This is a genomic window from Clostridium tarantellae (assembly GCF_009295725.1).
Lineage (GTDB): Bacteria > Bacillota > Clostridia > Clostridiales > Clostridiaceae > Sarcina > Sarcina tarantellae.
Genome location: NZ_WHJC01000007.1, coordinates 1 through 24,498, shown reverse-complemented (window position 1 = coordinate 24,498; position 24,498 = coordinate 1). Strand labels below are relative to the sequence as shown.

Below are 24,498 nucleotides of genomic sequence, written 5' to 3'. Positions count from 1 at the left end.
TTTTCAAAGTGTACTACAATAATTAAATTTAGTAAAAAAGACAGTATATATTGGATATTTCCTTTATAATATTATGATTTATAAAAGTAAAATAATTTGAAATAATTACTTAAATATATGTATTAATATATGAGAATATATAAATTAATGTTAATAGGTATACTAAAAGTCAAAAAACAGGGATTTCAGGCTATTTTTAATAATAAATAGATTTTCTATGTTATTATTAAAGATGGTAAACAAACGTTAGAGGAGGGTAATATGAACAGAAAGAAAAAGACTATTATAATTTCTCTTGTTACAGCTGGAATTATTTTAGCATCATCAACAGGATTTTATTTTTTAAAGAAGAATATGAACGGGGAAAAAAAAGTAGCATCGTTAGAAACATATACAATACCTACTAGTGATAAGGTATTCATAAATGGAGTAGTAGCACCAGAAAAAGTAGAAACTATATATTTAGAACCTGCTAAAGGGACTGTAAATAAAGTTAAAGTAAATAATGGACAAAATGTAGATAAAGATGATGAATTATTTATATATAAGAATGATGCCATATCAACACAAATAGAACAATTAGAAGGTCAACTTTCTACTATGAAAAATGAAAAAAAACAAATTATTAATAAACAGAATGCAGTTAATAAACAAACAAAATCCTTATTAGGAGAAAAAGCTCCTGAAATTAACATTCCACAAACTGCTAATATGACATCACCAAAAATTTCTACTGAAGGAATAGATGAGCAAATTAAAGCATTAGAAAAGCAAATAAAAAATTTAAAAAATAAAGAATATACAACTATAAAATCACCTATAAGTGGAAAAGTTATATTACATGAAGGTGATAAAAATCCAATGTCTCCATATATAACTATAGAGTCATTAAATTATTATGTTAATGGAAATGTAAGTGAGAAAGATCAACATAAACTAAAAGAAAATCAAATAGTAGATATAACTGTTTTATCAACTAATACTGATTTAAAAGGTAAGATAAAATCAGTAGGTGATAGACCTGTTTCTTCACCAATGCCAACTGGTTTAGAAGGAGCTACTGGTGGTAGTGCAAATAGTAATATGTCTTATTATTTAGTAAATATAAACTTAGATGAACAGGGAAAAGCAACAAATGGATTTCATGTTCAAGCTACTGTTAACTTAGAAGCACAGCCTATTAAAATACCTAAAACAGCTATTGTTAAAGATGAAAATGGTGATTATGTATTTAAAAGTATAGATAAAAAACTAGTTAAGCAACCTATAACTTATTCAGAAGAGAATGAAACAGATAAAGTTATAGTAAGTAATGGATTAGGTGAAAATGATGAAGTAATAACTAATGTTAATGGTGACCTGAAAGAGGGTATGTCAGTTGAGTAAGATTATAGAAATAAAAAAATTAAATAAGTATTATAAATTAGGAAAAGATAAGTTACATGCTTTAAAGAATGTAAATATAATTATAAATCAAGGTGATTTTGTAATAATTATGGGGAAGTCTGGTAGTGGTAAGACTACATTACTAAATTTACTTGGTCTTTTAGATAGTTTTAATGATGGAAAGTACATATTTAATGGTGAAGATGTTTCTAATTTAAATGAAAATCAAAAATCTGACTTAAGAAATGAACATATGGGATTTATTTTTCAACAATTTCATTTAATAAATTCTTTAAGTATAGGAAAAAATGTTGAGTTACCTTTACTTTACAAGGGTGGAACATCAAAAAAAGAAAGAAATGACGCTATAGAGAAATACTTAGATATGGTAGGGTTAGCCCATAAAAAAAATCAACTACCTTTAGAATTATCAGGAGGACAACAACAAAGAGTGGCTATTGCTAGAGCATTAATTAATAATCCTTATGTAATTTTTGCAGATGAACCTACTGGTGCTTTAGATAGCAATACTAGTACGGAAATTATGGAAATACTTAAAAATTTAAATGAGCAAAATAAAACTATTATTATGGTTACTCATGATGATGATTTAATTAAGTATGCTAATAAGGTAATTCGTGTTAAGGATGGAGTAGTATTAGAGGAGGTGGAGAAGTAATGTCAATAATTGATTTGCTTAAAACTTCACTTTATAGTTTGAAATTTCATAAATTAAGGGCTTTTCTTACTATGATAGGTATAATAATTGGAATAAGTTCCGTAGTTACCATACTTTCTATTGGAGATGGTCTTAAGGAAGATGTAGTTAAATCTTCAGAGAAAAGTAATGCAAATAAAATAGGAATAAAATTTCAATCTGAAAATAGGGAAGCAAATAAAAAATTAGTAGAACCTTTTGAGCAAAATGATTTATACACTATAAAAAATATTCAAGGAGTAGAAAAGGTAGAAACTTCACAAGGAATGCCAAGCTTTTTAAACTTTACAGGAGGGCAGCTATCTTATTTTAATAAAGCAATAGGTGGAACTATAGAAGACTATAAAGAAGATATTGAAAAAAAAGTAGCTTATGGTAGATGGTTTAAAAAGGGTGAAGAAAATAAAAATTTTATAGTATTAGAATATAGAGTGGCTAAAGAACTCTTTGATAACTTAGAAAATGGAATAGGTAAAGCTATAACTATGAATGGAATTAACTATGAAGTTATAGGTATTTTACCAGAAATAAAAGAATTTTCATTTAATATGGATGGAACATCTAATTTTATATCAAAAGTTAATAAAGAAAGTATGAAAACAGAAGATAAAAATAGTGGTATTGCTGCATTAGATGTTTTTATAAAGCCTAATTATGATAAAAAAGCGGTATTTCAAAAGATAGAAAAAGCTTTAAAGACATCTCATCCAAATCTTCAAGGTGAGTATAAAATGGATGATCCAGAAGAAATGACTAAAATGTTTGAAAAAATAATTGGGGGTATAACTAAGTTTATTGCCTTTGTAACAGCAATTTCATTAGTAGTTGGTGGAATTGGTGTAATGAATATTATGTATGTTTCAGTTTCAGAAAGAAAAAGAGAAATTGGTATAAGAAGAGCTATTGGAGCAAGACAGAGAACTATACTTTTACAATTTCTTTTTGAAGCTATATTAGTTACATTTATAGGTGGTTTAATAGGAATATTATTTGGATTCCTAATTTCAAAAATAGTAGGACATTTCTTACCTTTTAAACCTATATTAACTATGGCAACATTTATTGGAGCTACATTAGTTTCTATAATTGAAGGAATAATATTTGGTATAATACCAGCTTATAATGCCTGTAAGTTAGATCCTATAAAGGCTATTTATAGATAAAATAAACATATAAATATTAATTAAAATTAAAAAGAATTTAAGTGCAATGAATTAAAAAAATAAAATCATTGCACTTATTTTATTTAATAGTTTTTAGTTGTAGTTTCAAATTTCTATTTGTTTGAGCATATAAAATGAATATTAAGGTGATAATTTATTATTTTGAATTGTAAACATTGATGGACTATTTGGAACTTGATAATTAGACTGTGAGTTGAAATTACTTATAAAAACTTTAGTACCGCCAGTCCAAGAAAGAGTTATCGTATCACCATCTGCAAAAGATTGTCCATCTAAAGCGAAGTAGAAAGGATAGGATTGATTAGTAGAAGTAACTGTTCTATTAAATTTTTCAGCTCCTGTGCTAGAGTTTTGAAGAAAAGTAAAAGTAGAGGCATTAGCAATATTATTTAAATAATTTACTGTAAATCTACTGTTATTAAGCTCTATACTTAAAATATCAGAGTTATCACTATTTTTTACTGTTATTATATTAGGAAAATATCTTTTGAAACCTTGAGAGGTTATTTCAAAAAATTCTTTGCTTTCTTTAAGGGTATAAGTGATGCCTGAAGTTGGGAAATCAGTAATGGTAATAGAAGAAGGAATTAAAGCTTCTAATTTTAAAATATCACCAATACTAAAATCACTTCCATTTAAATCTAATTTAAAGTTATTACCATCTTTGTTATTAGAAATAAATCCTGTAGTAATTCTTTTAGTAGTAAGTTTATTTAATGTAAGACCAAAATAGATAGCATGATTAGTGGCAGTAGGGTCAGGAATAACACCACTAGAAGTGGTTACAACTATCATAGTACCAGTATTAAATTCAGCAGTAGCAACTTGTTGAGTATTATCTTTATTTTTTATTATTATAGTATTTTTAGCAGGTGGAAGATTAATAGTACAATCTTCTTGTGGAGATCGAAGAGTAGGGCAAGTAATTGATTTTTTTTCTGCTAAGAGGAATAAAGTTATATTTTGAAAAACAGTTTTACAATCTATAAGAGATAAAAATACATCCTCAATACAGGCTTTTATGCAGTATTTATCATTAAAAGGGTCAGCGGTTTCTTCAATAACAACATAAGTACAAAAAGGAACAGTAAAATTAGCTGTGTATACAGTTTGTTCTTTGGTTAATGAGGTATAAACAATTTTAGAACAAATAAATCCATCAATTAAAAGTTTTTTTCCAGTAAGTTTCATACCTTCTGAATTAATACTGGGGCTTATAGGTGTTTCGATAATTTTGGTGTGAGTTATAGAAACATCAACATAAATTTTTTCAATCTTTTCAATATAATATTTAGTATAATGGAGCATTAAAACATCAGCTATAGAAATTTGAGTCCATGCGGAGTTATTAAAAGGTCCATGTTTTTTAGTGAATTTTTTTATATCACATAAAGATATAACTTCATAATTATTTTTATTAGAACAATTACAATACATTAAAAACCTCCTTAATGTTTTAATAAAATTATAGAATAATTATTTATATATTATGAGTATATGGTAATTGGTATTAAATTATATTGTAGAGTTTTAAATTTTAGATAATAGGTATAGAAATTAATCCATTAGGAGTTATTTTATAGCTTTCTATTAGATTAGTAGGAACATGATCTACGCCTTGTAAATTAGTAATTATAATATGAGATTTAGATTTAATATTATAAGTTAATTTTATAGTGTAACCATAATCAAAGTTTTTAAATTTAAGTTTAGAAGTAAAGGTTAAAAAACTTCCTTTAGAGGGTAATGTTGCAGTGGTTATTAACATATTAGTTGCATTAAATAATTGGAAAATAACATAGTCATAAGTACTAGAAGGATCATTAACTCCACTAAAAGAGAAAATTTGTAATAGTTTATCTAATGTATTAAATTTAATTGTAAAAAGTGGTTTGTCATTAATTTTATTAATTATTATATGGTTTGGTAAATATGGAATAGGTAAAAGAGTTGATAAGTTTAAAAGTTCTAGTCTGTTTTCATTTATTTTAAAGAAACTTTTAAAGGTAGTTAGATTAAATGGTGCTACATTAATAAATTTATTTTCCTCTTTAGTAGGGAATTTTTTTATTACTATCATATTAGGCATAAAAGCATCTAATTCTATAATATCACCAAATTCAAATTTACCATTATTTAAATGAGAAGCAAAAATATCAGCATTTTCATCAGCTTTAATAATAGAATGAAGTTTTATATTAAAAGAAGAATCTCTTAATTTAAATAAATAATATGTGGTATTTTTAAGAGAAGGGAATGGAGCGTTACCTGTTGAAGTAACAATTAATTTTTTAATTTGAGGATTAAAAGTTATTTTAGCCGCATTTATAAATTCTATTTCTTGTTCATCTAAAGTGGTAGGGATATAAGGCAATAAAGTATCTTTATCAATTTCAAAACTTATAGTTTTTTTAGGAGGAATAAAAATTTTTGTAGTTGATTTAGGAAAATTAGTAATTAAAATTTTATTATTTTCTTCATATTCTAATTTTATTATATCTCCAATATGGAAATTTACATTTTTAAATAAATTTATAAAGGAACTACCATTATCATTTCCAGCTATGGAATTAGTTTTTAGTATAGTTATTCCATCTATTCCATATAAAGTAATTAAAAAATATTTAGAACTTCCATTAATATTTGTTTTGTTTCCAGTATTAAATAAAATAAATTTTTTAGCTAAAATATCAAATTGAATACCTAATACTACGTTATCATAAATATCATTTATTAGTATTTCTTGTGGAAAAACATATGGGATTATTCCTGTGTTAGTTACTTTAAATCCTTGAGCATTTAAATTATTTATTTTATAGTTGTCTCCTAATTTTGGATAGTTACTTAAAAATCCTTTATTATAATTAGCAAAGGTTAAGTATATTAAATCATTATACTGAAATTTTGCTTTATTTAAGGTGTTTTTAAACTTATTAGCATTTTCATTGTTTTTTATTAACGAGGTTAATATTACTTTATTATTCCTTATTAATTCAAGTTTAAATGCAGGAATATTAGTTGTTATAGTATTATAGGAAATACCTGTTGAAGAAACTAAAATTTGCATATTATCCCTATCAAACTCTATGATAACTATTTTTTCATCACTATGAAAAGAGTTAAATATAAAGGTATTACTAAGAAGATTTAAGGGCTTTAAGCCATTAACAGCTATTATAAAACGTTGAGATTTACCTGTTAAAGTGTAAGAAGAGGTTATAATTGGATAATCAAAGATTTGTACTAAAGTACCATGGGAATAATTCAATTCTAATATATCGTCAAAATTAAAGTTTCTTGAAATATTAAAGGGTGGGTCAATATTTATTACATCTGCGGTATCATTTTCATTTATTTTACCTTTAACTCTTATAAATCTTTTATTTTGATCTAAAATTTTGAATTGAAAAAATTCAGAATCTTTATTTACTATTCCTGTAGAATAACACTGAACATAGATACTATTAGAAAATATTGCATCAAAATATAAGTGTAAAATAGTTGAATTATCCTTATTTTTAAATATTATTTTGTTATAGTTTAAATTATGGGGAGTTAAACTATTAAAGGTTATATTAATAAACTCTGGTTCCTTTCCAATATTATATTCATCTTTTCCTTTATAGTTTGTTATTATAATTTTATTTTCTAGTTTACTTGATATTCTTAAAACTGATGGTAAAACAATATCTATTTTTTTATTATTTAAATCATGGCTAAATAATTTGCCATCTTGTTTTCCTAATATTTTTGCATATGAAATTGGAGGTAGTAGAGAGTATTCTAAATATTCAATATATTTTTCTGTATTTTCAAGTTTATTTGTAGATATAGCATTAGTATGTAGTGCAATTATTGTAACAAAATAAGGAATAGCAAATGGTTGAATAAAGTACAAAGTTACCATATCATCATTATTGTCATTAATAATTTTTATTTCATTATTAAAACTAATATCTTTTAAAGCTTTAGGATGTATTAAAAAAGTATTGGCATTTAATTTAGGAGTATAGATTTTTCCAATGTTAGGATGATTTAAAATTTCAATTTTGGTTTTATCTTTGTAAATAAGAGTTAAGCTATTATTATAAAAGCTAAATGGTTTATTATTTAGATTAATTTTAAATGAATTTCCATTTTCATTAGAGTTAAGTATATATTTAAATAAATCTGTTCCACTTTGGTCTTTTAAAATTAGGGTTAAATATGGTTTGCTAGAGGAGGGGTCAGCAATTAAACCTGTAGAGGATACAATAAATTGTTTTAATTGCTTAGCAAATTGTATAGATAAAACCTCTTCATCATTTATAGATTTAATTGTTATTTTATTTGATGTTAAAACAGGAGTTATACCATTTTGAGTTATTATAAAAATAATAGACATTTTATTAGGTAAATTTAAAATATCACCTACATCAGGATAATTAAATAAACTTACTTTTAAATCATCTAAAAATTCTAATTTTATAAAATCACCATAATCAAAGGGTTCATCATTTAAATTATCTTTAAATTTATTAGCATTTTCATTACTTAATATAGTGCCTGAGGATTTAAAAATTGTGTTAGTAGAATCTATTAATTGAAATTTAAAAGCTATTTTACTGTTTAAACCATTATAAATTTTTCCGTTTGAATTAACTGTTAATTTTTTGTTATATTTATCAAACTCTATTCTAGCCATTTCTTCATTTCCATGGAAAGTTTTAAAAATAAAGAAGGTAGAAAAAGTATTTAATGAAGAGGAATAAGGAATTAATCCATTTTTAGTTATTTTAAAACTCTCCTCTATTTTAGTTGGTATATAGAAAGAGTTATTTGAATTTGGAAAGTTAGAGATTATAACTTTATTATTTGAAAAAGACATTTTAAAACTCTCCTATCTTAAAACTTAGATTTTATTTTTTTAGTAAAATAGATATGTATTTAATTAAGTTTTATTTTAAAATAAAGGGTTTTACATTAAAAATTTGGTTCATATAATAATATTTTATAATAAAGGTAGATTTTGATATGAATTATTATAATTATAGTTTATACTATAAAAACTAAAAGCCCATAGAAAACTATAATTAGAGTTTAATAAAGATATTATTAGAATATGAACTATTTATTTTAATTATTAATTTAAATAAATAGTTCATATTTTTTAAAATAAAATGTTTAATTTAGTTTGTATTCTTATGCATTTTGGTTAATGCGAATAGTGATAATATAATTATCTTGGAATGCAAATCCATTTAAATCAGTGGCAAATTTATTAGCATTTTCACCAATATTTATAATACCTGTTTTTATTTCATTATCAGAGCTATCCTTTATAACTAAAGCAAAGTATTCTCCTGTTTCTGTAGATGAAACTATAGTTTTACCAGTAGAATAAGCTATTAATTTTTTTGAATTATTATCAAAATAAACTGTTGCTAAAATATCTGTTACAGTAGCATTAATTTTTCCTTGAACAGCTATTCTTTGAGGTAGAACTTGTGCAGTTGATAATGGAGAGGTTGATGCAAATTTTAAGCCATCAGCAGCAATAGTAAAGGTTTCAGGACTACCTGGTGAAAAATATTCATTTGGGGGAATTGGAAGGTTTTTTATTAAAGCTCTACTTCTGTCTACAGTTCCTAGCTCTACTTTATCTCCAATTTCAAAAGATGCATCTGTTAAAGTAGAAGCAAAAGTATTACCGTTTTCACCACCATTTATAGAAGCTTTAATTTTTTCAGAACCGGTGTTACTCTTTAAAATAAAGTCAAATTTATCACTTGCTTCAACTGTCATACCGTCAGCAACAACATTTAATCTATTAGTTGCAATATCAAATTTTATAGTAGCAGCATCAGAGGTATTATTAGCTGAACGGAAGTTGATTACGTTATCTAAGAAAGTAGCAGGAGGATTATATGGTACTAATGCCTGGGCTGTTATTTCTAAGAACATAGTTTTTAATGGTGATATTGTTGTAAATCTATCAGTTACATTGGTGTAGTTAGCTACAAGTAAGGTGTTAGGTATAGCAGTTATTTCAATTATATAACCAGTATCAAAATCTTTATCATTTAAGTCAACCTTAACTTTATTAGCACTTTCATTAGCAAGTAAGTTTGTTTGAGCAACTACAGTATTACCATTTTTTAATACGATTTTAAAGTAATTAGCAGGAGTTTTATTAGAGGCTGTTTTACCTGTTGAATATGCAATTATTTTTTTAGTATCTTTATTAAACATAATAGTAGCTAAGATATTATCACCATCTAAAACCATAATTATATTTCTAATAATATTATTGTTTGGTATTAAACCAAAAGCTGTTATTTTAAAACTTTCTTCTGTATTAGTAGTTTCAGGACTATATACGTAAGAACCTCTAGCAGGATAATTTGATATAGAAATTTTTTGATTTTCTTTATATTTTAAGGTTAAAGTATCTCCATAGTTAAAAGGTTCATAATTTAGTCCAGTTTCTAAATTACTTGCAAAACTTTGTCCTTGAGCAGAACTAGAAGAGGTTATTGCGCCAGTAGAATTTTTTATCTCTATAGCAAAATATTCTTGAGTATTGAAAGGAGAATTATTATTAATGGCTCTAGTATCACCCCATATCATAACTCTCTTATTTACATGATTAAAGGTCATTATTGCTACAGTTATATTACTAGCATCTAAGAATTTTATTGTATTATCAGCAAGTTTAAGTCCATCAAGGGTTACTATGAAGGTTTCAGTAAAAGCTCTTGGTTTAGTAAAGCTTGCTGGAATATTAACATTAGTAACCTGAACTCTATTAGATTCTTTATAATTAAGTGTTATTAAACTTTCAAAATAAACATCTTCATTTTGTAATGGGTCAATAAAGTCATCAGGAGTATCAGATGCACTTGTAAAAATTAAAGAAGATTCAGTTTTAACATTTGTATTAAATCTATTAAGAGTTAGTTTAAAGTATTCTTCACCAAAGAATTGAGATGGTACTTTTCCACCTTTATCATCAAGATCTAATTTAGGACCAGGCATAGGAAATTTAATATCTACAATTTCAGCATCAGCATCTCCTTTAACAATGATAGTATTTTTAGTTATGCCACTAGCATTAGCTTGAAGCCCATTTTCTGTTATGATAAATCCCTGTCCTAGTTTTTGTGGATTTGGTGTTACAGTAGGCATATTAGTTATAAATACTTTCTTTTCATTAATATAAGTTAAATTAATAATATCTCTAAAGTCAAAAGGTTTTCCGTTTAAAGCAGTAGTTATAATACTACTATTATCTCCTGAAGGTTTCAAATAACCATAGCTTTTTAATAATCCATTACTATATTTAAGTTCAATTAAAATATAGTAAGGGACTTTAGTAGGTCCACTAGGTCTTGTAGTGGTGCCAGTATCTTTAACTATTAATCTTTTATTAATTGTATCAAATAAGATATAGAAAAGATTAGAATCATCAGTGTTTTTAACTAAAATTATATTTGGTAAAATATTAACTTTAACTAGTCCATTAGAAGTAATTAAAAAACTTTCCTCCATATTTTTAATAGGAGTATAATTAGTTCCATCATTAGGATAATTGGATATTGAGACTTTAGATTTATCTGCATATTCTAATAAAATAATATCTCCAATCATAAAAGGTTTATTATTTAAGGTTGATTTAAAGTTATTAGCATTTTCATTACCTTTTACTGAAGAAGCTAACTTAACTGTTGAGAATGGGTCTATTAGTTCAATACCAAAAGCTTTATTTCCACCAATAGATTGATTAGCTATTTGTCCCGTAGAAGTTACAATTAGATTATTATTATCTATATTAAATGAAATAGTTGAAATTTGTTCATTATTAGCTCCAGTGAATGTTATAGTATTTTTTAATGTGTTAGGCAAAAGTTGTAATCCTGTTGGAGTGATAATATAAGAAGAAGAGTTTCTAGGAGCTATAAAGGTTGTACCTGTACTTCCAAAATTGCTTATAGAAACTTTATTAGTTTCTTTATAAATTAATTCTAAAATATCACCATATTCAAACTTAGAATTATCAAATACAATTGCTATTTCACTAAAGTTATCTTTACCTTTAATAATTTTTTCACCTTTTAAAGCTCCTGCACTATTTTTTAATCTTACAGTAAAGTAATCATCATTAGCAAAGGTAGAACTAACTTGGGATATAGTAAAAAATACAGTTAAAATTCTAAGAGTAGTATTAAAACTAATTGAACCAACTGGAGAAGTAATACTATCAGTAAAGGTAATAATATTTGGTAATAAAACTGGAGTGTATGGAGTTAATTCACCATTTTCTATTTTAAATAAATCTTTAGAATCTTTTAACATATAAGAAGGAGCAGATTTAATATTTTCTACTTTAACTAAATCTTTATTAACATATCTTAAGCTTACTATATTTCCTGATGAGAACGGTTTATTATTTAAGATATTTAATTTAGTAATATTATCTGAATTATTTATAGAAACATTATCTAGTATAGTTCCAGAAGAATTTAAACGGGTAAAGTTAAAATATTCTGGTAATCCTAATGAAATTGTTTTATCAATAGAAGTAACAACAAATTGGCTAGTAGTTTTATTTAGTTCAATACTAGCAACTTCCTCCAAGTTATTAGGTGAACCAGTATTTCTAATATAAAGTTTAATTTTTGAGTTCATAACTGTAGATGGTGGAGTAGGAGGTATATAAGCAACTAATCCTGTAGGAGTTATGCTATAGTATTCTTTATCATTAGTAGGAATATGATCTCTACCTCTAGTTGGATAATCAGTAATAGTAATATTAGATGGTTCAAAATAATCTAATTCTAGGTAATCTGTAAATTCAAAATCAAAATTATTTAAACTATCTCTAAAGTTGTTGGCTGTAATATTTGATGGGATAAAAGTATTTATTTTTGTAGTATTAGTAGCTTTATCCTTTAACTTAAAAGTAAAATATGGAGTTGCTCCCTGTGTTACATCAGGTATTTCAGTAGTTGATGTAACTTTGAATTTTTTACTAGAGCTATCAAATTCTATAGTAGATACATCATCACCATCATCATTTAAAATTATGATTTTATTTGTTATGCCTACTGAAGGTGGCGTATATGGGATAAGACCTGTTGAAGTTATTTGAAAATATTCTTTTTTATTTGATGGTTTATAAACTTGTCCGGTACTTGGGTAATTAGTAATTGTAATATTATTAGGAACTAAATATTCTAATTCTAAGATATCTGTATAACTAAAAATTTGGTTATTTAATTTGCTAGCAAAATTATTAGCAGATTCATTAGTTTTTATAATATCTTGTATTTTAATTCTTTGGTCATTTAAAGATTTTAATTTTAGAGAAAAATAAGTGGTATTTCCCATGGTCGGATCAGGAACTTCACCAGTAGATGTAATTATAAATGAAGTTTTATCAGAATCAAATTCTATTTTAGCTATTTCAGCACCAAAGTTACCATTTATTATAATAGTGTTAGGAAGTTTATTTATTGTAGGTGGAGGAGGTGGTGGAGTAGGAGGAACATAAGCTATTAAGCCATTAGGAGTTATTCTAAAAAAGGATTTAAGGGTTTGTGGTATAAAGTTTTTTCCTGAAGTTGGAAAGTTTGTAACAATAACTTCTAAAGAAGAAGAAAAATCAATCTCTAAAATATCATCATATTCAAAAACTTTTCCATTTAAAGTATTAGCAAAATTTCTAGAGTTAGTATTGCTTACGATTGTAGAACTAGCCTTTACAATTTGATTATTACTATCTTTTAACTTAAAAGAAAAAGTACCAGTAGAATTCATTAAAGTATCAGTAGGAAGAATTATTAATTTTTTATTATCAGAATCAAAGTCTATTAAAGTAATTACTGATCCAGTATTACGTCTATTATCAACTATAATTGTGTTAGGAAGTTTATTTATTGTAGGTGGTGGAGGTATTGTAGGTGGAATAGGTGGAGGAATAGGAATATAAGAAACTAGTCCTTGAGGAGTTATACTATAATATTCTTTATTATTAGTAGCTATATAATCATTACCTTTAGTTGGATAATTAGTAATAATAATATTAGCAGGTTCAAAATAATCTAATTCTAGGTAATCTGTAAATTCAAAACCAAAATTATTCAAACTATCTCTAAAGTTGTTGGCTGTAATATTTGATGGGATAAAAGCATTTATTTTTGTAGTATTAGTAGCTTTATCCTTTAACTTAAGAGTAAAATATGGAGTTGCTCCCTGTGTTACATCTGGTATTTCAGTAGTTGATGTAACTTTGAATTTTTTACTAGAGCTATCGAATTCTATAGTAGATACATCATCACCATCATCATTTAAAATTATGATTTTATTTGTTATACCTACTGAAGGTGGCGTATATGGGATAAGACCTGTTGAAGTTATTTGAAAATATTCTTTTTTATTTGATGGTCTATGAATTTGTCCAGTACTTGGGTAATTAGTAATTGTAATGTTATTAGGAGCTAAATATTCTATTTCTAAGATATCTGTATAATTAAAAGTTTGTCCGTTTAACCTGATAGCAAAATTATTAGCAGATTCATTAGTTTTTATAATATCTTGTATTTTAATTCTTTGGTCATTTAAAGATTTTAATTTGAGAGAAAAATAAGTGGTATCTCTCATGGTAGGATCAGGAATTTCTCCAGTAGATGTAATTATAAATGAAGTTTTATCAGAATCAAATTCTATTTTAGCTACTTCAGCACCAAAGTTACCATTTATTATAATAGTATTAGGAAGTTTATTTATTGTAGGTGGAGGCGGTGGTGGAGTAGGAGGAACATAAACTATTAAGCCATTAGGAGTTATTCTAAAAAATTCTTTAATGGTGGTTGGTTTATAAGTTTGTCCTGAAGTTGGAAAATTAGTAACAATGAGTTCTACTGAGGGAGAAAAATCAATTTCTAAGATATCATTGTATTCGAAAGAGCTTCCATTTAAAGCATTAGCAAAATTTCTAGAAGTAGTATTATTTGCAATTGTAGAACTAGTCTTTATAGTTTGATTATTACTATCTTTTAACTTAAAAGAAAAATTGCCAGTAGCATTCATTAAAGTATCAGTAGGAATAACCAATAATTTTTTATTATCAGAATCAAATTCTATTAAAGTAATAGGTATTTGAGAAGATGATGTTCTGTTATCAACTATAATTGTGTTAGGAAGTTTATTTATTGTAGGTGGTGGAGGTACTGGAGGTTCAGGTGGAATATAAGCTATTAATCCATCAGGAGTTATTCTAAATAGTTCTTTAATGGTGGATGGCCTATAAGTTTGTCCTGAATCTGGAAAATTAGTAACAATTAGCTCTACAGAAGGAGAGTAATCAATTTCTAAAACATCATTATACTCAAATATTTGGTGGCTTAAAGTATTAGCAAAATTAAAAGAATTAGTATTACTTAAAATTGTAGAACTTGCTTTAATTCTTTCATTATTGCCATCTTTTAGTTTGAAAGAAAAATTGCCATTAGAATTCATTAAAATAGCAGTAGGAATAACTAAGAATTTTTTATTATCAGAATCAAATTCTATTGTAGTAATTGGTGTTTGAGAAGAAGTACCTCTGTTATTAACTATAATAGTGTTAGGAAGTTTATTTATTGTAGGTGGTGGAGGTACTGGAGGTTCAGGTGGAATATAAGCTATTAATCCATTAGGCGTTATTCTGTAAAATTCTCTTGGACTATTAGGTATATGAGTTTCTCCTAATTTTGGAAAGTTGGTGATGTTTATACTTGGTGGTACTAAGTAATCTAATTGAATAAAATTATCATCGAAAGAAAAATTAAGATTATTAAGATCTATAACAAAATTATTAGCATTTTCATTAGCTAAAATTTGAGTTCTCATAATTACTCTTCCCGTATTTATATTCCTTAATTGAATAATAAAATATTCTTGAGCACCTAAAGTAGCGTTAGGTATTTCACCAGTAGATGTAACGATGAATTTCTTATTTGTCACATTAAATTCTATTTTAGCAACTTCGTTATTATTTATATTATTTATTATTATAGAATTAGGTAATTTTTTTATAGGTGGAGGCAGAGCTTTTTTATTAGCTAATAAAAACAAATTAAAATTTAAACATATATTTTTACAGTCTATAGATTTAGCACAAATATTTTTTATAAAAGGTTTAACAGTATATTTATCTAAATATATATTTGAACTATCATCTAAATTAATATAAGTATGAAAAGGAATTTTAAAATTTACAGAGCAAACTGATTCATTTAGTTCACAAAATATATAAATAAAGGTAGCTTCTAAATAACCTTCTATTAATAGTCTTTTTGCGGTTAACGATAATTTTTTATTATTTGGGTCAATATTCATAGAAAGCTCAACAGTTTTAGTGTTGGTTATATATGGGTTAATAGAAATTTTTTTTAGGTACTTAATTTTAGGTTTTTTACAAGGAAGTGAAATAGTGTTTTTAAATTCAAGTTTAGTACAAAGCTTATCATTGTAATAATAGGCTTTGGGGGAATTTTCTTTATTTTTATTCAAAATTTATACCTCCTTAAGTTTTATATTATATGACATTATATAATATTTATTTGTGGATAAAAATGTTAATGTTATTAAAAAAATTTAATATTAATGAGTTAATCAACAAAGCTAATCTTTAACCATATTATAAAATATATACTTAAGAAAAAGGAGAAAATTTCATATATGGATAAAGAATTAAATGATTTTAAAATTCTTTCAATACAATCTTCAGATATAGTATTAAGATATAGTGTAACTCAATCTACTTTATCTTCAGGAGCAATTTTAAGTAGAAGTAGAAATTGGGTTCTTTATATAGGAGGACCTACTAGAGGAGAGGCTAAATTAAGTGTAGATACTACTGAAGATGGTAATTACAAAATGAATTTAAGATATAGAAATAACGGTATTTTTAAATTAGATGTTAATAGAGTTAATACAGGAAGAGAATATAGAACTTCATCAAATGGTGGATATATAGAATTAGAAGTTAAACTAAATAAAGGAAGAAATGAATTAAAATTTTCTGGTGTGGATTATCAGTATGCACCTTATCTTGGAGAATTTACACTTACTAAAAAATCAACTCCTGTAATACCTATAACACCAACCACAGATTATAGTGTAACCCAAGCAGTACTTGCATCAGGTGCTATATTAAATAATTATAGAACTTATGTGCTTTATATAGGTGGATATAGTAGAGGTACTGCTACTATGAATGTAAATGTAAGTGATGCTGGTGAATATACTATGGAATTACAATATATAAATACAGGCGTTTTTAAGTTAGATGTTAATGGAAGAGATACTGGTGAAGTTTATAGAGCTCCTTCAGCAGCGGCTGGAGTAATTTCATTAAAAATAAATTTAAATAGAGGAAATAATACTTTAAAATTTTATGGAAACTCATCTGAATTTGCACCACAATTAGGGAAATTTACTCTTAAAAGTAGTACTAAAATAACGCCTACTTCTACAAAATTAAAATATAATTTAACTCAAGGAGTTAGAGAAAGTGGAGCTGTAATATATAGTGTTATAAATATGGTACTTTATATAGGTGGACGCAGTAGAGGAGTTTGTACTGTAACGGTAAATGTTCCAGAAGCAGGAGAATATAATATGAATTTAAAATATGCTAATGCTTCAAAACCTTTTAAAATAGATGTTAATAATAATTATACAGGAAGAGATTATACTTCTCCAAATCAATCAAATGGTTATATGGATATAAAACTTAATTTAAAATCAGGAGAAAACAAAATAAAATTTTATGGTGATTCTAGAGACTTTGGTCCTTATTTAGGTGAATTTACCTTAAGTAAAGTTGGAAATATAATAGTGCCTGATCCTGTTACAATTCCATCAGGAGTTTATAATTTAAAGGATGGATTGTTAGAAAATGGTGCTAGAATAAATAGATCATTAGATATGGTTACTGATTTAGGTGGAGTTAGGAATGGGAAAGCTACTATTAAAGTTAATGTATTAGAAACAGGCAGATATACTATGGAAATAGAGTTTAGAAATGGATTAAGACCATTAGGATTAGATGTTAATGGAGTTAATATAGGAAGTACAATTAATTTTCCAGCTAAAGTTATTGGTAAACATGTAATTAAGAATATTAATTTAAATGTAGGAGAAAATACTTTGAAATTTTATGGAGTAAGTAATAGGAATACTCCAAGTTTAGGTAGATTTACATTAACAATAGATAAAACACAAGCACCAAGAGTTCTTCCAACTCCTTCAAACTACAGTGTAACAGCAGGTTCATTAACAGGAGGAGCAAGATTAAATTCAGTAGGAGATTTAGTAGTTTCACTAGGTGGTGTTAATAACGGAGCTTCCACAGTTACAGTTTTTACGAGAGAACGAGGAGAATATAATATAAATGTAGATTTTCGCTTTGGTGGAAGACCTTTAAAGATTGATGTTAATGGAAGGAGTACAGGAAGAGATTATCAAACTCCAAGTGGTAAAATTGGTGTTTTTACAACTGTACTAATTTTAAATTCAGGAAGAAATACTATTAAATTTTATGGAAATGGTGTAGAGCAAGCTTCAGATCTAGGTAGTTTTACACTTGTAAAAATTTCTTCACCTGTTATATTACCAGCTGGAACTTATGACACTGTTAATGGAAGTTTTCAAAATAATGTGATAATAGATAATGCTACTAGTTTTACTGCTAATTTAGGTGGACCACAAAATGGTTCTGTAACAATGACAGTTAATGCAGGGAGTGCTGGAAGATATAATATAGATCTAGAATATTTAGCTCCTAATAATGATTTGAATTTGAATGTAGATGTAAATGGAGTTAATATAGGACTTTATAATCTTTCAAGAACTTCTGGAAATACTTTGTTAGATGTATTAAATCATAATTTTCAAGTAGATTTTAATTCAGGTAATAATACTATTAAATTTTATGGGGATGGAGTTAATTCTGCACCAATGCTAGGAAAGTTTAGAGTGGTTTTTGTACCACCAGCACCAAGACCAGCACCAAGACCAGCTCCAAGATTACCGTCTTATACTTTCCAAAATTTAAATTCATTAAATTATACTGACTTAGTAAGTGTATTAAAAACTATTAGATGGGATGAAATTCCTGGATTGTTTACTTTTTCATCAGAAAGTTATGCTTTTTATAATGATATGAATAGATTTCAAGCCATTATTGATGGACTTAGAGAAAGTGGTAGAAGATTTGATAGTAATAATGAAGAGGGAATTGACACGTTAGTAGAAGTTTTAAGAGCTGGATATTATTTGGGCTTTTATAATTCACAATTAAGTCAGTTAAATACTTTAGCTGCTAAGGATAGATGTTTACCAGCTATTAAAGAAGTATTAAGAAATAGAAATTTTGGGTTTGGAACAGAAACACAGGATAAAGTAGTTTTATCTATGGGAAGATTAGTAGGAAATGCTTCGTTAGATTTTGAAATATTAAATTACTTTATTACCATATTAAATAATTTTAGTAGAAATATAGCTTCTTTTAGTAGAGAGTTTTATAAAAGTAATGCTATTTTTAAGATAATGAGAGAAAGTGAATATTTTTTGAATAATTTGGTTTATAGAAATAGTAATGATGTTACACGAACTCCTTATTATAATAGAATAGATACTTTTTTAACAGCAATACAAAATTTAACAAGACAAGCAGTTAGGTCTACAGATGATTCAATACCAAATAACTGTATTTATGTTTTAGGTAGGTTAGCTAAGTTTAAAAGTGATAAAACAGAAATTCATAGAACATTAACAGATTGTGTAAATTCAATATATCCTAGACTTTCCATACAATATTTTGAAGCAATAGATGCACTTATAAATAATTTTAATTCAACTTTTATAGATGGATCATCAATAGATTATGCTAATATAATAGCAGAAGGCAAAAGACATTATTTACCTAACACTTATAGTTTTGATGATGGAAGATTTATAATTAAAGTGGGGAACGTTGTAACGGAAGAAAAAGTAAAAAGATTATATTGGGCAGCTAAGGAAGTGAGAGCTCAATTTATTAGAATGGTAGGTTCAGACAATCCATTAACTCAAGGTAATGCAGATGATACTTTAACCACTATTGTATATAATTCTCCAGATGAGTATAAATTAAATTTAAGACTTTATGGTTATGCTACTGATAATGGAGGAATTTATATAGAAAGTGAAGGAACGTTTTACACTTATGAAAGGACTGTACAACAAAGTGTATATAGCTTAGAGGAATTATTTAGGCATGAATACACACACTATTTACAGGGTAGATATTTGGTTCCAGGAATATGGGGAAGAGGAAGTTTTTATGCTAATGATGTGCAAAAATTAACTTGGTATGATGAAGGAAATGCAGAATTTTTTGCAGGTTCTACTAGAACAGAAGGAGTTAAACCAAGACGTTCAATAATAAATTATTTAAGAGGACGTTCTTTACCACATGTGGGAACAGTATTAAGATCTAGATATGGTGCAGATAATTTTTATAATACTTCCTGCGCAGTTTTTCTTTATATGTATAATCATGATTTAGGCATGTTTAAAACTATGAATGAATATATTAAATCTAATGATGTTAATGGTTATGATAATTATATAAATTTATTAAGTAATGATGCTAATTTCAATAATAGATATAGTCAAATAACTAATGATTATATTAGTAATATTAGTAATTTAACAGTACCGTTAGTATCAGATGATTATGTTGCTATACATCCACGTACAAGTCAGCAACAAATTCAGAGAGATATACAGTCAATAATGAATTTAGGGAGTGTTACAGTAACTACTGCTAATTCTCAATTTTTCACTACCATTGTTGTAAAAGGAATTTATAATGCTGGTAGATCTGTTGATGAAATAACTGACTGGCAAACAATGGATAGACAATTAAATGAAGCTTTAGTTAATTTATCTAGAAGATCGTGGTCAGGTTATAACACATTTACTGGGTATTTTACCGGTTATAGAGTAGATTCAAGTGGTAATGCTATTTTTAGTATTACATTCCATGGACTTTTAAATACTATTTAAATAAAAAATGATTATTTCTAATAGAGTTATTAGAAATAATCATTTTTTATTATAAAATTTGAAAGTCATATAACGTATAGATATATTAATAAAAATTTAATTAGTAGATAACTGTCCATTTTTTATAATAAATTCTTCCATGGTATCTTGAAGTTTATATTCAGTATTAAAGATATTATTTATTATTGAAATTTTATTATTATCAATATAGCTTAAAAGAAGTTTATCACCATCTTCAAAAGAAATATTATTTAAATTAGTAGCAAAGGTATCAGCTATTTCATTAGCTTTTAATTCATTATAAGTTTTAACAAAACCATTTTTATCTTCTAATAAGAGAGAAAAATACAATGAATCTTCTAGAGTTCTATTAGTAATATCACCAGTATAATTAGTTATAAATTTATTGTTATTTAACTCTATAGTTAGTATAGTTAAATCCTCTTCATTTTTTACTTCTATTAAATTTGCAGTTATATTTGTTATTGGATTAATAGGTGTTTTAGAATATTGAATTGAAGAAGATTCATTTATTATTGATGATTCAGGTTGAGATTGAAATGGTTGTGCTTGGATAGGTTGTGCTCCTGCTTGAATAGTACAATTATCTTTTGGTGGTTGAGGAGAAGGGCAATTAAGAGTTTCTTTATGAGCAAATAGAAATAAAGTTATATTTTGAAATATAGTTCTACAATCTATAAGAGATAAAAATACATCTTCCACACAGGATTCAATACAATAAATATCATTAAAAATATCAGCATTTTCTTCTATAACAATATAAGTACAAAATGGTATATTAAATTTAACTGTATGAATAGATTGTACTTTAGTTAATGATGTATAAACAATTTTCACACATACATACCCATCAATTAGAAGTTTTTTTCCTGTTAAGGTCATACCTTCAGAATTAATATTAGGGCTTTTAGGTGTTTCTATAATTTTAGTGTGGGTTATAGAAACATTAATATAAACTTTTTCTATAGATTCAATGTTATGCTTGTCACATTCTAAATTAAAAATATCTGCTATGGAAATTTGAGTCCATGCAGAATTAGCATTAAATGGACCATTTTTTTCAGTAAATTTTTTAATATCACAAAGAGAGATGATTTCATAATTATTTTTATTAGAACAAGTACAATACATAAGTAACCTCCTTAGTTTTATTAGTAAATAAATATATGTTTAAAAATATAGCCTATAATATATAATATTAAAAATACAAATTTTGGTTAAGATATATTTTAGTTTATTATTAAAGGAAAATATATTATTAATTAATAAAGAACTGAATTTAAATTAAATTCAGTTCTTTAGGATATTGTTTATAAGGAAGGGGTTATATTTGGAATATAAGAAACTAGCCCTTTAGAATCTATTCTATAGAATTCTTTATTGTTAATAGGGGTATACACTTCTTTTTCATTAGGATAATTAGTAATAACTATAGTAGATGGATCTGAATATTCTAATTCTAAAATATCATTAAAATCAAAGGATTCATCATTTAAAGTATTAGCAAAATTTTCAGCGTTTTTATTAGATACAATAGTTGAAGTAACTTTTATATTTTCATTAGTACTGTCCTTTAATTTAAGTGAAAAATAGTTATAAGCTGGGGTAAGCGTAGAATCAGCAATATTATCTGTATAAGCAACAGATAATTTTTTATCAACAATATTAAATATTATTACAACTAAAGGGGCAATAGTTGAATCAATTTTACTTTGTATAATTATAGTATTTGGAAGATTATCAGATGTTGGTACCGGAGGTGGTAGAGTAGTAGGATTAAAAGAGGTTAATCCATTAGGAGTTATGGTAATCAATTCTAATTTATCTTTTAAAGTATAGGTTTCATTTGGTTCTGGAAAATTAGTTATTTTAATATTTTCAGGAGTTAATGAATTTAATTGCAATGTGTCAAAAAATTCAAAAGCTACATCTGTTAAATCATTTTTAAATTTTTTACTGATTTCATCTGCCATAATAAAGGAAGATGCTTTAGGACTTGAAGTTACAAAATCATTTAAACTTAATACAAAATAAGCTGAATTTGCTTTACTTGCATCTGGAATCTCTTCTTCTGAAGTAACAATAAAAGTTTTATCTGAAATATTAAATTCTATTTTAGACACTTCCTTATTAGAATCACTATTTATAATTATAGAGTTTGGTAATTTTTTTATTAATGTTTCAGGTTCAGGGTCTGGTTCAATATAAGGAATAAAGCCATTTGGAGTTATAATATATAATTCTTTATTTTGTGTAGGAACATAATTTTCATTTCTTACTGGGAAATTAGTAATTAAAAATCTAGAAGTTATTAAATAATTTAGCTCTAAGATATCACCATATTCAAAAGGAATATTATTTAATATATTAGCAAAATCATTGGCTGTTCTATTAGATATAATAGAGGAAGATATTTTGATAGTACCAGTATTATCTCGTAATACTAAAGAAAAATAAGAATCGCTACCAAGAGAGCTATCAGCAATTAGATTTTTAGAAGTAATTAATAATATTTTATTAGTAGAATTAAATTCTACTTTGGCTATTTCTAAAAAATTATTATTGTTTATAATAATAGCATTTGGAAGTTTTTCTATTAAAGGTGGAACTGGTGGATCAGGATCGGGGTCAGGTGGAATTGGTGGGTCAGGATCAGGTTTAGGTGGAATTGGAGAAATAGAACCTATTTTTTTAGCTTCTAAGAATAGAGTGAATTTTTGTTCAAAAGTTCTACAATTACAAAGTGTTACACATACATTTTTTACGCAACTATTTATGGAGAATTTATCCTTGCAGCAGCTTGCACTTTTATTTAGTGGAATATAAGTATTAAATGGCATTTTAAAAAATGCGTTATTAATACAACCACTATTATATGAAGAATAATAATATATTTTTATACATATCCAACCTGCTATTAAAAGTCTTTCTTTAGCAAGATTTAAATTTTCTTTTTTAACTATTTCATTTAAAGGTGTGGAAATAACCTTACTTCCTAGAATATCTATAGTAACATTTACATTTTTAATACCATACATATTAGGTTTATTACAAGGAAGAGTTAATTTTTTCTTTAAGTTTATTTTATGATTTAAATGTTTTGAATTATTACAAGTTTTGCAAGACATTATCTTTAGTACCTCCTTTAGGGGTTGTCTATATATTATAATATTAAAAGTAAGCCATAAATGTTAATAAGTGTATTTTGAAAATAAAAATAAAAAAAAGATTTTATTAACCACAGTATTTGTGAAAACAAAATCTTTTTTTATTGGTTAGATATTAATTATGATAACATTTAGTATGGAAAATTATATTAATCATTAGCGCATTTTACACCAATGTTGAAAACATATCTTCTTCTGTAGATAAATATAGCCATTAATAATGGTAATATTAAACCTATTAATCCTAAGAAGGAAAATCCAGACATAATTAGTGAATAAATATAATTTACAACAATTGTAATAAAGTAAATATATATACCAATAGCTTTTTTGCATAAAATAAATATAATTGCTACTATAGATAAAATTATAAAGATTAAAGAAATAGATAAAGTAGTAATAGTTATACCATTTTGCAAATAAATTTCTTTTACCTCATTAGGAACTATTGTATCAGAATTTAATGCTATTAAAAGAAATGCAAAGAACAAAACAGCTAATATGCTAAAAACTAATTGAATAATGGATACCGTTAATATACCAGCACCTAATTTTTTATTTTTACAATCTTCCATAAAATCCTCCTTAATTTCTAAGTTAACTTTTAGTTATTCTAAAAGTTAATGTTTTATAAAAAAATATATATTTCAGATATATTTATAATTCTATATTTTATAGGGGAGACAAGAATTACGTTAAATTAAACAGTACTTTTTAAAAGGTACTAAATTTAAAAAGCTGAATAATTTAAGTAATTACTTGCCATTACTTTTATGATTTGGATAATAAACATAAAAGCTATACTGGGTTTATCTACAGAGAATAGGATAGCATAAAAATTAATTTTTTTATTACTTTTGTCCTGAAATGTCGTTTTTTTGACTTGAAATAAAAAAAATTTCTTTTAAAAGGTTAATATGTTAATAATTATCACCATAAATAT

Annotated in this window: 10 protein-coding genes; 4 read left to right on the top strand and 6 right to left on the bottom strand. The window is 25.8% G+C overall.

Annotated features, from left to right (window positions below; genetic code table 11):
* Positions 1-261: 261 nt before the first annotated feature.
* The 3 genes from GBZ86_RS01440 to GBZ86_RS01430 are packed head-to-tail and all read left to right on the top strand — an operon-like array spanning position 262 to position 3,267.
* Entirely contained in the window at positions 262-1,386 is a 1,125-nt protein-coding gene (locus GBZ86_RS01440; RefSeq protein ID WP_152887048.1) for an efflux RND transporter periplasmic adaptor subunit, read from the top strand.
* Positions 1,379-2,065 carry an ABC transporter ATP-binding protein gene (locus tag GBZ86_RS01435; RefSeq protein ID WP_152887046.1) on the top strand — a complete coding sequence of 229 codons (687 nt, stop codon included), beginning with the start codon at positions 1,379-1,381 and terminating at the stop codon, positions 2,063-2,065. The genes GBZ86_RS01440 and GBZ86_RS01435 overlap by 8 nt, the downstream gene beginning before the upstream one ends.
* Positions 2,065-3,267: an ABC transporter permease gene (locus tag GBZ86_RS01430; RefSeq protein ID WP_152887045.1), complete on the top strand. Its 1,203-nt coding sequence runs from the start codon at positions 2,065-2,067 to the stop codon at positions 3,265-3,267. Before GBZ86_RS01435 ends, GBZ86_RS01430 begins: the two co-directional genes overlap by 1 nt.
* Before the next feature lie 141 nt (positions 3,268-3,408).
* Here GBZ86_RS01430 and GBZ86_RS01425 read toward each other — a convergent pair whose 3' ends face one another.
* The 3 genes from GBZ86_RS01425 to GBZ86_RS01415 all read right to left on the bottom strand — a co-directional run bounded on the left by GBZ86_RS01425 (position 3,409) and on the right by GBZ86_RS01415 (position 15,822).
* Positions 3,409-4,725, bottom strand: a complete 1,317-nt coding sequence (locus GBZ86_RS01425) for a DUF3794 domain-containing protein (RefSeq protein WP_152887044.1) — start codon at positions 4,723-4,725, stop codon at positions 3,409-3,411.
* 100 nt (positions 4,726-4,825) lie between these two features.
* Entirely contained in the window at positions 4,826-8,155 is a 3,330-nt protein-coding gene (locus GBZ86_RS01420; RefSeq protein WP_152887042.1) for a hypothetical protein, read from the bottom strand.
* Positions 8,156-8,469: 314 nt separating this feature from the next.
* Positions 8,470-15,822 (bottom strand): SPOCS domain-containing protein, encoded by a 7,353-nt coding sequence (locus GBZ86_RS01415; protein WP_152887040.1) that lies wholly within the window; start codon positions 15,820-15,822, stop codon positions 8,470-8,472.
* Positions 15,823-15,990: 168 nt separating this feature from the next.
* Here GBZ86_RS01415 and GBZ86_RS01410 point away from each other — a divergent pair, with 168 nt between their 5' ends.
* A complete protein-coding gene (locus GBZ86_RS01410) occupies positions 15,991-20,367 on the top strand; it encodes a collagenase (protein ID WP_152887039.1) in 4,377 nt (1,458 codons plus the stop codon).
* 96 nt (positions 20,368-20,463) lie between these two features.
* Here the strand turns inward: GBZ86_RS01410 and GBZ86_RS01405 are convergent, their stop codons facing one another.
* The 3 genes from GBZ86_RS01405 to GBZ86_RS01395 all read right to left on the bottom strand — a co-directional run bounded on the left by GBZ86_RS01405 (position 20,464) and on the right by GBZ86_RS01395 (position 24,130).
* Positions 20,464-21,519 (bottom strand): DUF3794 domain-containing protein, encoded by a 1,056-nt coding sequence (locus tag GBZ86_RS01405; RefSeq protein ID WP_152887037.1) that lies wholly within the window; start codon positions 21,517-21,519, stop codon positions 20,464-20,466.
* Between the two features lie 179 nt (positions 21,520-21,698).
* Entirely contained in the window at positions 21,699-23,516 is a 1,818-nt protein-coding gene (locus GBZ86_RS01400) for a putative mucin/carbohydrate-binding domain-containing protein (protein ID WP_152887035.1), read from the bottom strand.
* Between the two features lie 188 nt (positions 23,517-23,704).
* Positions 23,705-24,130 carry a hypothetical protein gene (locus GBZ86_RS01395; protein WP_152887033.1) on the bottom strand — a complete coding sequence of 142 codons (426 nt, stop codon included), beginning with the start codon at positions 24,128-24,130 and terminating at the stop codon, positions 23,705-23,707.
* Positions 24,131-24,498 lie beyond the last annotated feature (368 nt).

Bases quoted from the DNA above. Each gene is read 5' to 3' on its own strand.
- GBZ86_RS01420 (WP_152887042.1), bottom strand. From the start codon at position 8,155: ATGTCTTTTTCAAATAATAAAGTTATAATCTCTAACTTTCCAAATTCA.
- GBZ86_RS01430 (WP_152887045.1), top strand. From the start codon at position 2,065: ATGTCAATAATTGATTTGCTTAAAACTTCACTTTATAGTTTGAAATTT.
- GBZ86_RS01440 (WP_152887048.1), top strand. From the start codon at position 262: ATGAACAGAAAGAAAAAGACTATTATAATTTCTCTTGTTACAGCTGGA.
- GBZ86_RS01395 (WP_152887033.1), bottom strand. From the start codon at position 24,130: ATGGAAGATTGTAAAAATAAAAAATTAGGTGCTGGTATATTAACGGTA.
- GBZ86_RS01425 (WP_152887044.1), bottom strand. From the start codon at position 4,725: ATGTATTGTAATTGTTCTAATAAAAATAATTATGAAGTTATATCTTTA.
- GBZ86_RS01405 (WP_152887037.1), bottom strand. From the start codon at position 21,519: ATGTATTGTACTTGTTCTAATAAAAATAATTATGAAATCATCTCTCTT.
- GBZ86_RS01410 (WP_152887039.1), top strand. From the start codon at position 15,991: ATGGATAAAGAATTAAATGATTTTAAAATTCTTTCAATACAATCTTCA.
- GBZ86_RS01400 (WP_152887035.1), bottom strand. From the start codon at position 23,516: ATGTCTTGCAAAACTTGTAATAATTCAAAACATTTAAATCATAAAATA.